Here is a 16,306-nt window from a genome sequence, read left to right on the forward strand (position 1 = left end):
TTTACACGATAATAGCGATCGGAAGGTTGTTCTGTCATCGGAGTGGCAAGTCAGCTGAATACGGAGGGGATGCAAGTGAATGACGTGTTCAAAACGTGGAAGAAGCGGGTTGTACTTGTTGCCATGTCTGTCATACTCATTAGCGGTATTACCGTTCCCGTGCATGAAGTCCGGGCGATCGAAGACGCTGTTCCTCATTCTATTTTAAATAGTACGCAGGAAGAAAATATCCCGGATCCGGAGGGCCCAGAGTTGGAGATTTACGCGGAAAACTTTGATGATCCGGACAACTTTGGCTCTACAGGCGGAATTGCACTGAGAGCCCCCTGGCTTCAGGAAGGAGAAGGAGGGAGCAAGGCCAAAACGTCATCTTCCACAACCGCCCCCTCGTTGCCCAACATGATCAAAATTGACGGAACCGATGCAATCGCACTGCCGCTTGATCTGACTGGATACGGAAATATCCGGCTGAACTACTACACACGCGCCTCGTCCTATATCAGCGGAAGCATCATTATTGAATGGTCGAAGGACGGAGGCAGTTCCTGGGCAACGCTGGAGACATTTGAACTTGCCCCAGGCACTCCTGATGCGAAGAACAAGCAAGGAAATACGTTAAAAAGCTGGACGCTGGGTTCGGAAGCGAACAATAACAGCACAGTGAAAATTCGTTTTCGAACAGTAGATGCCATGCAGGCCAACATGTATATCGACAATGTTGTCATTTACGGTCAGGCTATTCCCGGTATAACGCCTGCCCCATCCCCAGTTCCGCCTGGAGAGGAGAATACGGAGTTTACGCCACCACAAGGAGTAACTTTATACGAGGATGTGGAGATTGGCACGGCTGGTGGGCGAGCAATCTATTCATCCATTGCTGTTCCCGAGACAGCGGCAGCTGAACCGATGCCGGTCATGGTCTATATCCATGGAGGTGGATGGAATCACGGGGACAGGAAGCAGGCATTAAACTCCATATGCAATTATGTACTCAAACGCGGTTATATCGGTGTATCTCTGGACTACCGGCTGACACCTGAGGCGCCTTTCCCTGCCCAGATTCAGGATGTAAAGCTCGCTATCCGATATTTGCGGGCCCATGCAGCCCAGTACAATCTGGACCCGAGTCGGATCGGCGTCTGGGGATCATCAGCGGGCGGCCATCTGGCTGCATTACTCGGCACAACAGGGGACATGGTCGCTGGGGACACTGTAGAGCTCGATACAGGGGTGACGGTAGATGTACCTGATCTTGAAGGTTCTGGCGGATGGCCTGAGTATTCCGACAAAGTGCAGGCCGTTGCCGACTGGTACGGACCTGCTGATTTTACGACGACATTTGCCAATAACTATAGCTCGGTCACAGCTCTGCTTGGCGGGCATCGTGCGTTCGATGTTCCGGATCAGGCCAGACTTGCCATGCCGGGCACGTATGCTTCACCGGATGATCCACCGTTCTGGATTCGGCACGGTGATGCTGATGCCACCATTCCCTATACCGACAGTGTTACTTTCGCGGGACAGCTTCAATCGGCGGGTGTCCCGATTGTGGATATGAAAGTCGTACCCGGTCAGGGCCATGGATTTACAGGGACGGCTTCCGAGGTTGCCAATGCGGAGGCATGGGCCTTCCTTGATGAACATGTGAAGAACCGGATCGTTACGGAGCCCATTATTTTCAAAAACAATCCCGAAGACACTTCGCCTGGAGATCAAGAAGAGGAAGAAGAAAAACCGTTGATTGAAAAGGTCATCGCCAGCAAGCTGCCAAGCGACGATGCGGCGATTGACAGCAGCAAGCCTGACTTGAATTTCAATCAGGCCACGGGCTCCAGCACCGGATTGCTAAGCATTTCTTCCACGCCATCGACCAAGAAATATGTGTACTTCAAATTTGACATGACCGGAAATGAGGTCGAAGGAGATCGGTATCGACTACGGATTGCCGCCAAAAAAGGCACATCGAATATCGATACAGAGTTGTCTCTTTACGGTTTGAATGAAACAGACTGGAGCGAATCATCGTTAACCTGGTCGAATGCCCCGGTCCAAAGTCTCAGCGAAAGTTCGTTGCTTGGCACATTCCAGGTCACGGCAGATCGTAGTGGAAGCCCGGCCGTCTATGAAGTGGATGTAACCGATTATTTGAAGAGTCGTCCAGATGCGGATCAGGTTGCATTTTTGCTCGCGGATGCGGGATCAACAGGTGTTTCCGTGAACGTATACACCAAGGAAGCCAACGGAACGAGCAATCCGCGTCCACAGTTATCTGTTATCTCATTAATCGAAGATGGAAGCGACACACGCGCGCCAGAATGGCAGCAGGAAGCTGAGCTTGAGATTCGCAACTGGGGAACGGAGTTTGCAGAACTGAGATGGCCCGCTGCCAGTGATGATACAGCTGTATCTGCCTACCGGATTTATCGAGATGGAGTTATGCTGGCTGAACAAGGTAAGCAGTCATTTCGTGACAGCGGACTTGCAGCCGAAACATCGTACACGTTTCAAGTGAGGGCGATTGATGAAGCCGGCAACGTCAGCAGTGCTCTATCAACCGGTATGACCACCCTTGCGGTTCCGGTATCGTCCCTGCCTGTTGCCTCCGTCTCGGCAAGCGGTAGCGACGGCAACCTGGCGACCAATACCCTCGACAATAACAGTTATACACGCTGGTCAGTTGCCGGAGAGGGGCAATGGATCATGTATGATCTGGGTCAGGTTCAGCAAGTGAGCTATGTTGGGATTGGTTTTTACAAAGGGGATGTCCGAAAGACCTTCTTTGAGATAGACACGTCTGTTGACGGGAATCATTGGACCCAGGTATATGGCGGCGAAAGCAGTGGGGATACAACCGAAATGCAGGCATTTGATATCCCGGACACGTCTGCACGTTATGTACGGATCACCGGGCATGGCAATTCTGATTCAAGTATTTACACGAGTCTGACCGATGTGCATCTGTATGCCCCTTATGCAGGGGGAGGAACGCCTGTTGCCCTGATTCCATACATTGAGCCACAACCACCTGAAGGGACGGTGCCCTTTATCGCTCCAGGACTGACGGAGACAGATGGAGCACCGCATACTATCCATTCTCCTCATGCTGTAACCGGACGTACGATTGATGTACGGGATTACGGAGCAGATCTGGCTGATCATACGAGTGATGACCGACCCGCAATACAGGCTGCTATTGATGAGGCGAACGCTGGTGATGAAGTGTTTTTGCCTGATGGAGTGTACAATTTGTTGTCCGGGCCGGATGGAACCACCAACCTGAAGCTCAAATCCGGGGTGAATCTGAGAGGAGAGAGCAGTGGCGGAACCGTGCTCAAGACATCGCTGGATCAGGTGACGGGCAGCGCGGTCCTGAAAGCATCGGCTCAGCACAGCATTCTCGTATCCAATATGACCATAACATCATCTTGGTCTGGCAGCTACACAACCGATCACAAATCCAACAATCCCTCCGCAGGGGGGCCGGATAGCCTAATTCACATCGCCAACTATGGTGAGGCTCCATCGTATGACATTACGATCGACGGCGTAATTGTGGAGAAATTCAAACGAATGGCGATCCGCATCGAACACAGCCGAGATGTCGTTGTGAAGCATGCAACATTCCGTAATGCAACAGATCTGGGCCCTGGGGGTTCAGGCTACGGAATTTCCATTCAGGGAACGGCCAAGACTGATCGACTCGGTTTTGACAATGATACGTTATGGAATGTGGTTGAGGATAGTACGTTTGAGGGCCCTTATCTCAGACATGGAGCGTTGATTCAGTTTGTCGCTCATAACAACGTGCTGCGTGGCAATACATTTAACGGAACCAAGCTGGATGCTATTGATCTTCATGGTGAACTGGAGTATTTGAATGAAATCTCCGGCAATGTCATTACGGATGTGCTGACAGGCGCAGGGATTGGACTTGGCAATACAGGGGGTTCAGCACCCAGCAATCACAGCAAGTCGGGTAAAGGAAACTACATTCATGACAACACGATCAGGAACAGCCAAATCGGCATTTCGGTAACTATGGGCACCCCCGATACTCTAATCGAGGATAATCTCATCGAGAATACAACCACGATTGCAGATGCGGCAGGAATCAAAGTGTTGAATGGACCGGGTACGGTGATTCGAGGCAATGTGATCCGTAACAATACCGCAAGCGGATACTGGGGCGTGCGTCTTGAACGCGACAAAGGCGATGCCGGAGCCGGCAATATTGGCGAAGGGAACCCCGAGAATGTGTTGATTGAAAATAACCGAATCGAAGGGAACGCAAACGGAATCGGACTCTTTGCCGGAGTCGGCATCCTAATGAAGGCCAACGTTCTAAACAATATGAATGAGGACTACTACAAAGCAGCAGGTGTGACCGTTACCGAGCAATAAAGGATCAGAACAAGTAGCCTGGCAGGCGTCTATATAAGTTGAAGCTCAATTGTACACCGTACTGTAATCGGAGTGATAAGGTGTACCATTTATAGTTCAACTTATGTAGCCTAATAGGCTACTTTTTGTTGTGAATCATTGATTTAAGATTCATTAAAGGTTTGTCCTCTACCATGGTTTCATAAGCCTACGTTGCTTAACAGAAACCAAGAAGGAGGATTCATCATTTGAATAGTCTACTACGTAAAGTTGCAGTAACGGCCTTGTCCGTGACGATGGTAACATCATCTTCTTTTGCCTTGGTAGGAAGCCCGAACGCTGCGTTTGCCGCTGAGGATACAACTACCAGCACAGGTGTCACTCAAGCCTATGAATCGTTGTTCCAAACGGACAACATCATTGATGTGAATATTACGATTGATGATGCAGACTGGAAGAGCATGCTCGAAAGCCCGCTGGATAAGGATTATAAGAAGGTAAGTGTGGAAGTGGACGGCAACAAGCTGGATAACGTTGGTTTCTCCACCAAGGGTAATCTGACGTTGAAATCCGTAGCCTCGATGCAAGATTCCGACCGTTACAGCTTCAGACTGAAGTTCGATAAATACGACAAAACACAAACCCTGCTCGGTCTGGATAAAATGGTCCTGAACAACAACTACGCCGATCCATCGTACATGCGTGAAGTTCTTCATTATGAAGCGCTGCGCAGCATTGGCATGGAGGTACCGATGACGAACTACGTTAATCTGTATATCAACGGCGAACTGGTTGGTTTCTATACCGGGGTCGAAGCAGTAGATGACAGCTACCTGGAACGCAATTACGGCGAAGATTATGAGGACGGCGTCCTCTACGATACGGAGGAGAAGAGTTATCTGCAGTATTCAGAAGGCAGTGACTACAGCACCATCACCGAAGATTTGGGTACGGACGAGAATAAAACCAAGCTCAAAAACTTCATCAAAACGCTGAACGACATGCCTGAAGGTGAAAAAGGCGATATCGAGAGTGTGCTGGACGTGGATTCGGCACTGAAATATATCGCGGGCAACATGGTCTTTGGCAACTATGATAGCTATAGCGGTGACAAAGGGCATAACTACATGCTCTACGGCGACGCAGATGGCAAATTCACCGTTGTCCCTTGGGACTTTAACATGTCTTTTAATGGATACGCCGGTGGAGGCGGACGTGGAACAACAACAACTGGATCAACGATGACCAACACCAACGCAACGAACGTATCTGTGGACGAGCCAGTACTGGGCATTAGCATGGAAAATGTACCGATGATCAACAACCTGCTGGCTGTGCCTGAGTATAAGGAAAAATACTTGAGCTACGTCAATGAGTTAACGGACTATCTGGAAGACATTCAGGACCGTATCACAGATCTGGCTGACATCATTCGTCCATATGTAGAAGCAGATCCAACGAAGTTCTACACAGCAGAGCAGTTTGAATCCAACATCGCATATTCAGCCAACGCTGATGCAGCAGGCGGTATGGGTGGCATGGGTGGTACACCACCAGAAGGATTCGAAGGTATGACACCGCCAGAGGGCATGGAAGGTATGACGCCTCCGGAAGGTTTTGAAGGCATGACACCTCCCGATGGTACGACACCGCCGGATGGCACAACAGGAACGGGAACAACAGCCAGCACAGGCAATACCCAGACACGTCCTGGCGGTAACTTTGGCGGAGGTATGGGCTCCATGGCAGCGGGATCGCTGACGACGTTTGCCCTGAACCGACTTGCCAATCTGCAAGAGCAGCTTGGACGTGAAGTAACACCTCTGCCTGAGACTTCGGAAGATACAGGTACGGATACCGGAACAGGAACAACAGACAAAGCGATTACGGTAACCCTGGATGGCCAAGCGATTACGTTCCCTGATCAGGACCCGTTAGAGCAAAACGGACGAGTTATGGTACCTGTGAACGCGATCCTTGAAGCTTTGGGTGCAGAAGTAACGTGGGACAAAACAGCGAAAACGGTAACAGCCGTTCTGAATGACCAGACGCTTGTGCTCCAGATCGGAAGCAGCACGGCAACGGTGAATAGTGAAACGCTCGAAATTGATGCACCAGCCATTATCAAGAACAGTCGCACACTTGTACCGGTACGCTTCATCTCTGAAGGACTGGGACTGACCGTGGATTGGGATCAAACGGCTGCAAAAGTAAGTCTTACATCTAAATAATCAGGATGGAATAAAAGGGATTCGATGAGCACATCGAGTCCCTTTTTTTTGTTCGTCTCATTCCTCTAAGACATCTTCTTTTCTTGCAAGAGTTTTACCACAGCCCGTAACAACAAATAGTTGAATGTGACTATTGATCAATAATTCTTTAGGATAGGTCATTGAATCAAACCGTGAGAAACCTTACTTTTAAATAACAAAAGAAAACGCTAACAAAGCAGAAGGAGTGGTGTTTCGATATGCGATGTCTGGGAAGTTTCACCGTGCAATTTTAGGACAGATTCAGGTTTGGGTTGGTCATAGGATCTTTGTATTAAATAAGGATTGATCAGTAATCCCCTCCCCCGTTTTTCGAATGTAGTCAGGATGTTAAATTCATTCATCGGGTTATAACATTAGCCATGGCCTAAGTACAAAGGAGGATAAATATGAGAAGATTTTCAGCCATTCTATTCATCGGGATATTAATGACAGCGCTCACAGCTTGCGGAGGAAACGGTAATCAGGCGGAGGAAAACCCTGGGGGCAGTTCTAATCCGGGTGGGCAGGAAATTTCCGGCGACCTTACCATTTTCGGGTGGGGCGGCGGTGAGGAGCTCCAGTCCCGGAAGGAAGCAACTAAAATTTTCAAGAAACTCTATCCAAAAGTGAAGGTGCATGAAGTTTGGCTCCCGGCAGATAACATCGATGTTAAGTTGGATGCAGCTCTCGCTGCGGGAAATGCTGGTGATGTGATTATGATGTCCCCGGACTGGAAAGGGCTAAGGTCTAAATGGTTCGAAGATTTAAACCCTTATATTGAAAAGGATCAATTAGACCTGGAAGCTTTGTTTACGCAGGGAGTTGACGGAGGATATGTTGATCCGGACGGTACACGCAAAGGTATGCCGACAACAGCCTCGGATTTTATGATTGCGTACAATAAAGACATCTTTGACAAGGCGGGGATCCCTTATCCAACAAATGACTGGACTTGGGATGATTTTTCGGCAACAGCCAAACAGATCTCGTCGGGTGAAGGAGTAAACCGGGTCTACGGTATTGTGTCCCACTGGATTTTGCAAAGCTTTGCTCCATTTATATACGGAGGGATGCCATATAACGAGGATTGGACCAAACAGACTTTGGATGATCCCAATACGCTTAAGGGGTACCAATTGTTTGGCGACCTGGTGAACGCAAAAGCAATGCCGGATGATGCTGCTGCCAAGAGCATGCCCATGGATCAAATGTTCGCTGCAGGCAAGGCTGCGATGTATCCGCTAGGTGTGTTTGAAGCTTCGACGATTTCCAAAAATATTGGATCAAATTTCAAATGGGGAATTGTGATGCCTCCAAAAGATCCGTCCGGAAAGACAGTCAACATTAAATTTCAGACCGGCTTCGCCATGAATAAAGATTCTAAAAATAAAGAAGCGGCTTGGGCTTATATAAAAACAGTATCCCTGAATAAAGAGGTAGGCGATTTGTACAGCAAGGTAAATCTTCCTGCGGCGAAAGAATCGGCTGAAAGTACGTTTGCCAACTTGAAAATTGAAGGTACAGATATCTCCATGGTGGATTTTGTAACTGGACTGCAGGATGCCATAACTTTCCCTTGGGGAGGCTCCATTGCTAAGGCAGGGGATCTTTACAAGCAGACCTGGCAGCAGGTCACCGTTCAGGGGAAATCGGCTGAGGAAGCCGCTAAAGCCTATACCTCACAAATTCAGGCCGCTCTTGACTCGATCCATCAAAACAAATAATAGAAGAACAATGTACGGTTTGTTTAACAATGGGGGGGCAGTCCCCCCATCTCTATCATAATCGGTCTTGCAAATGCAGGCATTTATGGAGGCGAAAGAATGAAGGCTCGAAACATTAGCATTGAAAAAAGGGAGGAAAAATCATTTTTCCTCTTTATCTCGCCATGGCTTTTGGGCTTTTTAATATTCACTTTATATCCCATGGTTTATTCCATCATTCTGGTTTTCACAAATATGGATATGACCGGCTCAGGTCAATTTATTGGCTTAGATAATATCGTCAGAGCCTTTACACAGGACCCGCTATTTTACCGTTCGTTGCTGAATACGCTATATTTTGTGTTGGTTTCCGTCCCGGCCAGCTTGCTCTTGTCCTTTCTGATTGCTCTTCTGCTTAATCAAAAAATTAAGGGGGTTGGTTTTTTTCGAACCAGCTTTTATATCCCTTATATCACATCCGGCGTTGCGGTTACCTTGCTTTGGGGGTGGATTTTTAATGCTCAATACGGACTCGTTAACTATTTCCTTTCTCTATTCGGCATTACAGGACCGAACTGGTTAAGCGATACCAAATGGGCGATGCCGGCAATTATTATTATGGGGGTCTGGACCATCGGGAATTCCATTATCATTACACTTGCGGGGCTGCAGGATATTCCGGAAGCCCTATATGAGAGTGCTGAAATGGATGGAGCGAGCAGTTTAGTGAAAATTACGCGGATTACTCTGCCTCTGATAACGCCTACGCTTTATTTTAATCTGATCATGGGGATTATCGGTGGTTTTCAAATCTTTATGCAACCTTTCATCCTGACCGAAGGCGGCCCAAGTTACTCCACCTATACTTACATGATGCATATTTATAACAGCGGATTTAAATATAACGAGATGGGTTACGCCTCAACTTTGGCCTGGTTATTATTCTTAGTTATTATGCTCATCACTCTAATCGTAAACCGGACCTCCAGACACTGGGTTTATTACGATAACTAATTTGGGAGGTGCAGCCATGGAGGCTTATTATAAAAGTAAAAGAACCAGCGATCGAATCAGAGTCAGCTTGAGTTATATAATACTGACAATTGTTGCAGTCGTTTTTATCTTTCCGTTTATATGGATGCTTTCCACCGCCTTTAAAATCCCCTCGGAAGCCTATACGCTGCCTCCCAAAATCATCCCGGGAACTTTTACGTGGGATAATTTCATTCAGGGTTGGCAGTATGCGGATTTCACACGGTATACATGGAATACCTTAATCGTAACGGGACTGGCAACGTTTGGAACGGTTCTTTCCGCTTCATTTGTAGCCTTTGGCTTTGCACGCTTCAAATCCAGATACAGCGGGTTGTTATTTACCGTCGTGCTTGCTACCATGATGCTCCCCAGTCAGGTGACTCTCATTCCTACGTATCTGTTGTTCACCAAACTTGGCTGGCTTGATACGTTGATGCCTCTGATCATTCCCTCCTTTTTTGGGGGAGGAGCATTTAACATTTTCCTTCTCAGACAATTCTTCAAAACCATTCCGAAAGATCTGGATGAAGCCGCCTATATTGACGGTGCAAATGCCTTCCAGATTTATTACAAAATACTGCTGCCAGCCATCAAACCGGCTTTGATTACGGTTGGTCTCATGTCAATTACCTTTCACTGGAATGACTACATGTCTCCGTTAATTTATTTGAATAGCGATGAGAATTTTACATTGGCTATCGGTTTGCAGTTCTTTCAGAATTCTTTTGGCTCTTCCCAAATACAGATGCTGATGGCGGTTTCCTTGATTACAGTGATCCCCGTGCTGATTCTCTTCTTCATCGGACAAAAGTATTTTATTCAGGGGATTACGATGACGGGAATCAAGGGTTGACCCCATCGAAATCGGCTGTGCCAACAGGCAAGTCGACGATCCGTTTGTGAAATCTCTTTGGTGTCGAACCAGTCACTTGTTTGAACTGCCTGCAAAAATGCTCTACATTACGGTAACCGCAGCGGTCTGCAATCTCTGAAACCGTGTAGAGGTTATGTCGAAGGTATTCTTTGGCTAAGCGAATTCGACTATGAATAACATCATCCATACACGAGAGGCCAAACAATTTCTTGTAAATGAATTGCAGGTATCCCGGACTGATGCTAATGATTTTAGCCATTTCCGATATGGTCCAAGGGTGGCTGGGATTATTGTGGACGGCCGCCCGAAGTTTTAAAAGATTATAGTGTTGAGGACTAATCTTTTCTTGAAAGTAAGACTCAAGCAGTTTATTGAACAGGGTCCGGAGCAGACAATCTATGGATGATTCCCTGTAATCTTTTTTGAATGAATTCTCTATGACAAGCAGTTGGAATAGCATGTGGCAATATTCGGGGTCATCCAAAGGAAAAGGTTTGCCAAATGGAAGCGAGGTTTCGGTCACGTAAGGCTCATCGCTTTCAAAACGAATCCAATCATTAATATATTGCTCTCCACAAGCCCGATAATACACTTTTTGATGCGGTTCAAAAAAAACGGCACAATGGGGAGGGTAATCCTTCAGTTTTCCATCTACCCAGAACTGAGCAGGAGTCTGTGTAATAACCAAAAGCCAGCAGTTGTGCCCTTCGGGAATATCAAAAACAAAATTGCTGTTATGTGCAGCGTCATACTCAACGTAAAAAATGTTTGTCATTGTCTTCACCTTATTATTAGAGTTGAAAAGTCAGTAAGCGTTTTAGTTGTTTTCTATTATACGGGATTTATTTTCAAATCATATTGCCTAATTACTTTTGCGAGGAGTGCAGCTTGAATGAAGAAACAGGGGTTAAATCCATACCTTCCATCCTGGGAGTACGTTCCTGATAGTGAGCCTTATGTATTTGACGGCAGAGTTTATGTGTATGGTTCGCATGATCGATTTAACGGACATGTCTTTTGCTTGAATGACTATGTATGCTGGTCGGCCCCAGTGAATGACCTGGGGAATTGGCGAAATGAAGGTGTGATCTACCGAAAAACAGATGATCCGCTGAATCCGGATGCCAGTATGTGCCTCTATGCGCCAGATGTTACGGTAGGTCCTGATGGACGGTATTATCTGTATTATGTGCTGGATAAAGTGCCGGTTGTTTCTGTGGCTGTATGCGATACACCTGCCGGCCAATATGAATTCTACGGTTACGTGAAATATGCCGATGGCACTCGACTGGGAGAAAGAGACGGGGACGAGCCACAATTCGATCCCGGCGTGTTGACTGAAGGGGAGCATACATACCTGTATACCGGCTTCTGTGCGCCCGGGGATCAATCGAGACATGGCGCGATGGTGACGGTGCTTGGTCCGGACATGCTGACGATTGTGGATGAACCCGCATTCGTAGCTCCTAGCCAACCATACAGCAAGGGCAGCGGATTTGAAGGACATGAATTTTTTGAAGCACCTTCCATCCGGAAGAGAGGGGACATCTACTACTTGGTTTATTCCTCTATCGTCATGCATGAATTATGCTATGCTACCAGTACATTTCCAAACAAAGGGTTTGAATATCAGGGCGTTATCGTAAGCAACTGCGATCTTCATATCGACGCCTATAAACCAGCTGACAAGCCGATGTATTATGGCGGGAATAACCATGGCAGCGTTGTGGAGATAAACGGGGACTGGTACATTTTCTATCACCGCCACACCAATGGGGACGCATTTAACCGTCAGGGCTGCGTTGAAAAGATCTCTTTTGAGGAGGACGGAAGCATTCCTCAAGTGGAAATGACTTCCCTCGGCTTGAATGGGGGACCTCTTGAAGGAAAAGGGGAGTACTCGGCCTACCTGGCTTGCAATCTTTTTACGAAAGATGATCAACTGTATACAGGTGGCTTCGGACAGGGAGCGTGGCTGGACAGCCGCTTTCCGAAGATTACTCAGGATGGAAGAGACGGCGATGAAGAGACCGGATATATTGCCAATATGGTTGATTCCGCAACGGCAGGGTTTAAATATTTCGATTGTAACGGAATCCGCCAGGTCACGCTCAAGGTGCGCGGATACTGTAATGGAATCTTCGAGGTCAAAACGGCATGGGATGGTCCTGTTCTGGGAGTGATTCCGGTACATTTTACAAATGATTGGAAAAAATACACAGCCGAGATTACCGTTCCGGACGGTAGACAGGCTTTGTATTTTACTTACAGGGGAGCCGGAGGCGCGAGTTTGGCCTCCTTTACATTAGAATAAACCGGCTGAACAGATTCGACGTGTGTAAAGACAGAGCAGCTGCTGATCATTCAGCAGCTGCTTATTTCATGTGAACACTAAAAAGTCAATCATCAGGATGATCGGCTGCCGTTGCCTGCTGGGAATGGCTGCGAAATTCACTTGGCGCGATGCCTGTCCACCGCTTGAACTGACGGCTGAAATGCGCATTGGTTTTATACCCCAGCATCATCGCAATATGGTCAATGTTCAGGTCTGTTTGCTTTAACAGCCGCTGGGCTTCGTTCAACAGGGTTTCGGATAAAAATTTGCGCGGGGCAATGCCGTAGATCTGCCGAAAGATGCGATTGACCTGCGATGGGCTAATGTTCAGTGACTTGGCGATGTCTTGAATCCAGGTTCGCTCGCTCTCCTGAATTTCCCCATGAAGATGGATATATCTTACGGAATCCTCAATGTGCTCGGCAATTTGATGGGCGATGGTTTCTTTTCGGGATAAAGTAACAGATGCTTTTTGAGATAACTGGCCGACCAGGGAGCCAAGCAGTTCAAATACGGCGGCATGAACCTTCATTTGTTTGGAGGAAGACAGCGAGCTCAACAAATGCTCTGTGGCCAGATCATAGAGTGTAGACAGGGAAGAGGACAGACCAATAGCCAGATCGGAATCTGCCGGATAATAGATGTCTTTATAGCGGTTGAGTTCTCTGCAAAAAGAAGTATCGTGTATGCTGAAATGTACGGAAAAATAAGTGAACCCCTGCGGTCCGGCACCGGTGCAGGAATGGGTCATACCAGGACGGATAAACAGAAGGTCGCCAACAGACTGGCTGTATGACTGCCCGTTAACGACCATGTTCATCTGGCCATCCATCATCCAGTGGACTTCATACATCGAATGCTCATGGGACGGATAAGTCCAGTTGGAATCTACTTTTCGTGCATGCAGCCCCAATAATTGAAAAGACATGCGAACATCGGGCAGACGACCTAAATACACGGCTTCTGAAAGCTTGGTCACAGCAACCCAACCCCCTCGTAATGTTCTATATTCCAACACCTTACCGTTTCGTCTATATCAATTGAACTAACTATTTACACAGAAACGGAGAGGACAGAAAAAACCTGAAAAAGCGAAGCGGTCGCCTTTATCACCGGATTTTCCCTTGTGAAGAGGGAATCAAAAAAATCTGGGGATAACAGTGATTGGAAGGTTATTCTGTCATCGGAGTGTCCGTGTAAATCATCTTTAGTTCAACTGATATAGATCCATCTTAACAGAAAAAGAATGCGTGAAAAGGGTAAATCGTCGGAGTGATTAGAGCATCGTCATGAACCATAGCTGGTGCTATGGTAGTATTATCAACCCGATGGGGGAGAATGGGGGCAAGCTTGAATGAGAATTATTCGATTTCTGGATGGACAACAGAAGTGGCTGGCAGCCGTTACGGATGATGAAAAAGCGTATCGTTTGCCACAAGCAGATTTTATGACTTTGATCTATCAAGCAAGAAAGCAGGGAATTTCTCCAGTCCAACTTGTTGAAAGCGCTTTTAAACCGTTGAACAAGTTAACTGACGATTGGACTTCCCTGCATTTAATCACTCCATTGGAAGCTCCGGAAGTATGGGCGGCGGGTGTGACTTATCAGCGGAGCCGGGAAGCGCGAAATTATGAAGCGACGGATGGGAAGCTGGATGCCAAGACCTTTTACGATAAGGTTTATGATGCAGAAAGACCGGAGATCTTTTTTAAATCCACAGCTGCCCGCACCGTTGGACCGCATGAGGCAGTCACGCTTCGCAGCGATTCCAATTGGCAGATCCCGGAGCCTGAGCTTGGATTGGTGCTTGCCGCGGATGGCAGCATTGTGGGATACATCGTTGGCAATGACATGAGCTGCCGTGATATCGAAGGGGAAAACCCGCTGTATCTGCCACAAGCAAAAATGTGGCGCAATTCCTGCTCCATAGGTCCGGCCATTCGACTAGCGGAAACGGTGCAGAATCCGTATGCGTTCAGCATCGTCTGCCAGATCTATCGCGAAGGGGAAGTGGTTGTCAAGAGTGAGGCGAGCACGAGTGAATTAAACCGAAAGCTGGATGAGCTGGTTTCCTTTCTGGCTAGGGATAACGATTTGTTTGACGGTACGGTGCTTTTGACAGGCACAAGCATCGTACCACCCAATGATTTTACACTTGAACCTGGGGACCGTATTGAAATATCTATTAGCGATATCGGGACACTCATCAATCCAGTCATTTCAAACTAGTTTATAAGGAGGATGAATGCGATGACCACATTTCAGGTAGAGCAGACATACAGCAATTACATTAACGGAGAATGGGTGAAGGCCACAACCGGTGAGACCGAACCGAGTATCAATCCGGCGAATCGGAAGGAGGTAGTCGGCTACGTCCCCACTTCCGGCGTAGAGGATCTGAACCAGGCTGTTGCAGCGGCGAAGGCAGCAGCCAAGGATTGGCGGAGGTTAACCGGTGCGGAGCGTGGTAACTATCTATTTCAGGCCGCAAACGTCCTGGAACGCCGGGCCGATGAGGTTGCGGAAGCGATGACCAGGGAAATGGGCAAAACCCTTCCTGAAGCCAAAGGAGAGACGATGCGCGGTGTCGCGATCTTAAGGTATTACGCAGGAGAAGGCATGCGCAAAACAGGCGATGTTATTCCTTCGACGGACAGCGAAGCGCTGATGTTTACGACCCGCGTCCCGCTTGGTGTTGTGGGCGTTATTGCTCCGTGGAATTTTCCTGTAGCGATTCCGATTTGGAAGACGGCTCCGGCCTTGATTTACGGCAATACCGTTGTGTTAAAACCGGCACAGGAAACGGCAGTTACTGCGGCTAAAATAATGGAATGTTTTGAAGAGGCGGGTATTCCGGCAGGCGTTCTTAATCTGGTATGTGGCAGAGGCTCGGTGATCGGAAATGCGCTTGCAGAGCATCCGGATGTGGGCGGAATTACATTCACGGGTTCCAATGAAGTGGGAAAGCGCGTCGGCGCAGCAGCACTGGCACGAGGGGCCAAGTATCAACTTGAAATGGGTGGGAAGAACCCGATTATCATCGCGGCAGACGCTGATCTGGATTTGGCTGTTGAGGCCACCATCAGCGGTGGCTTGAAATCGACTGGTCAAAAATGCACGGCCACCAGCAAGGTCATTATTGAACGAAAAATATATGACGCCTTTAAAGAAAAGCTCCTCTCGCAAATTCAGGAAATCCGACTGGGTGATGGCATGGCTTCCGGCAGCTGGATGGGTCCATGTGCAAACGAAGGACAGCTCAACACCGTGCTGAGCTATATTCAAAAAGGACAGGACGAAGGTGCTGTTCTGCTGGCAGGTGGAAAAAGACCGGACGACCCGGGGCTTGCAGAGGGATTTTATGTCCAGCCGACCGTATTTGAAGGTGTCGAATCGCACATGTCCATCGCCCGGGAAGAAATCTTCGGCCCGGTACTTGCTTTAATGCCAGTGGATTCCCTGGAAGAAGCTATAGAGGTGGCTAATGACACCGATTATGGTTTAAGTGCTTCCATTTATACTCAAAATGTTGGAGCTATGCTGTCTTTCATCCGGGATATGGATGCAGGATTGGTCAGAATCAATGCGGAAACGGCTGGCGTAGAGCTGCAGGCTCCGTTCGGTGGAATGAAGATGTCTAGCTCGCATTCCAGGGAACAGGGCCAAGCGGCTATCGAGTTTTTCACCGCCATCAAAACCGTCTTCGTGAAGTCATAAACATTGGGA

Annotated in this window: 10 protein-coding genes; 8 read left to right on the top strand and 2 right to left on the bottom strand. The window is 47.9% G+C overall.

The features are described 5' to 3' along the window. Nucleotides 1–42 precede the first annotated feature (42 nt). From MKY42_RS05660 to MKY42_RS05680, 5 genes are all read left to right on the top strand, one after another. Nucleotides 43–4,401 carry an alpha/beta hydrolase fold domain-containing protein gene (locus tag MKY42_RS05660; RefSeq protein WP_339849464.1) on the top strand — a complete coding sequence of 1,453 codons (4,359 nt, stop codon included), beginning with the start codon at nt 43–45 and terminating at the stop codon, nt 4,399–4,401. 227 nt (nt 4,402–4,628) lie between these two features. Continuing rightward, nucleotides 4,629–6,611 (top strand): CotH kinase family protein, encoded by a 1,983-nt coding sequence (locus MKY42_RS05665; protein WP_339849467.1) that lies wholly within the window; start codon nt 4,629–4,631, stop codon nt 6,609–6,611. 428 nt (nt 6,612–7,039) lie between these two features. Further along, on the top strand, nt 7,040–8,356 hold the full coding sequence (locus MKY42_RS05670) for a sugar ABC transporter substrate-binding protein (RefSeq protein WP_090893815.1): 1,317 nt from the start codon (nt 7,040–7,042) through the stop codon (nt 8,354–8,356). A gap of 201 nt (nt 8,357–8,557) precedes the next feature. Next, nucleotides 8,558–9,349 (top strand): sugar ABC transporter permease, encoded by a 792-nt coding sequence (locus tag MKY42_RS05675; RefSeq protein ID WP_339849472.1) that lies wholly within the window; start codon nt 8,558–8,560, stop codon nt 9,347–9,349. A 16-nt stretch (nt 9,350–9,365) separates the two neighbouring features. Continuing rightward, entirely contained in the window at nt 9,366–10,223 is an 858-nt protein-coding gene (locus MKY42_RS05680) for a carbohydrate ABC transporter permease (RefSeq protein WP_256221911.1), read from the top strand. Here the strand turns inward: MKY42_RS05680 and MKY42_RS05685 are convergent. Then, nucleotides 10,213–11,019 (bottom strand): AraC family transcriptional regulator, encoded by an 807-nt coding sequence (locus tag MKY42_RS05685; protein ID WP_090893821.1) that lies wholly within the window; start codon nt 11,017–11,019, stop codon nt 10,213–10,215. The genes MKY42_RS05680 and MKY42_RS05685 overlap by 11 nt on opposite strands. Nucleotides 11,020–11,136: 117 nt before the next feature. Between MKY42_RS05685 and MKY42_RS05690 the strand changes: the two genes are divergently transcribed. Next, entirely contained in the window at nt 11,137–12,558 is a 1,422-nt protein-coding gene (locus MKY42_RS05690; protein WP_339849476.1) for a family 43 glycosylhydrolase, read from the top strand. A gap of 85 nt (nt 12,559–12,643) precedes the next feature. Here MKY42_RS05690 and MKY42_RS05695 read toward each other — a convergent pair whose 3' ends face one another. Next, nucleotides 12,644–13,558, bottom strand: a complete 915-nt coding sequence (locus MKY42_RS05695; RefSeq protein ID WP_339849479.1) for an AraC family transcriptional regulator — start codon at nt 13,556–13,558, stop codon at nt 12,644–12,646. 375 nt (nt 13,559–13,933) lie between these two features. On the opposite strand from MKY42_RS05695, the gene MKY42_RS05700 reads away from it, so the two are divergent. After that, a complete protein-coding gene (locus MKY42_RS05700; RefSeq protein ID WP_339849481.1) occupies nt 13,934–14,809 on the top strand; it encodes a fumarylacetoacetate hydrolase family protein in 876 nt (291 codons plus the stop codon). A gap of 21 nt (nt 14,810–14,830) precedes the next feature. Then, entirely contained in the window at nt 14,831–16,297 is a 1,467-nt protein-coding gene (gene gucD / locus MKY42_RS05705; protein WP_179265660.1) for an alpha-ketoglutaric semialdehyde dehydrogenase GucD, read from the top strand. Nucleotides 16,298–16,306 lie beyond the last annotated feature (9 nt).

Source organism: Paenibacillus sp. FSL W7-1088, from assembly GCF_037969855.1.
In the GTDB taxonomy this organism is placed as follows: domain Bacteria; phylum Bacillota; class Bacilli; order Paenibacillales; family Paenibacillaceae; genus Paenibacillus.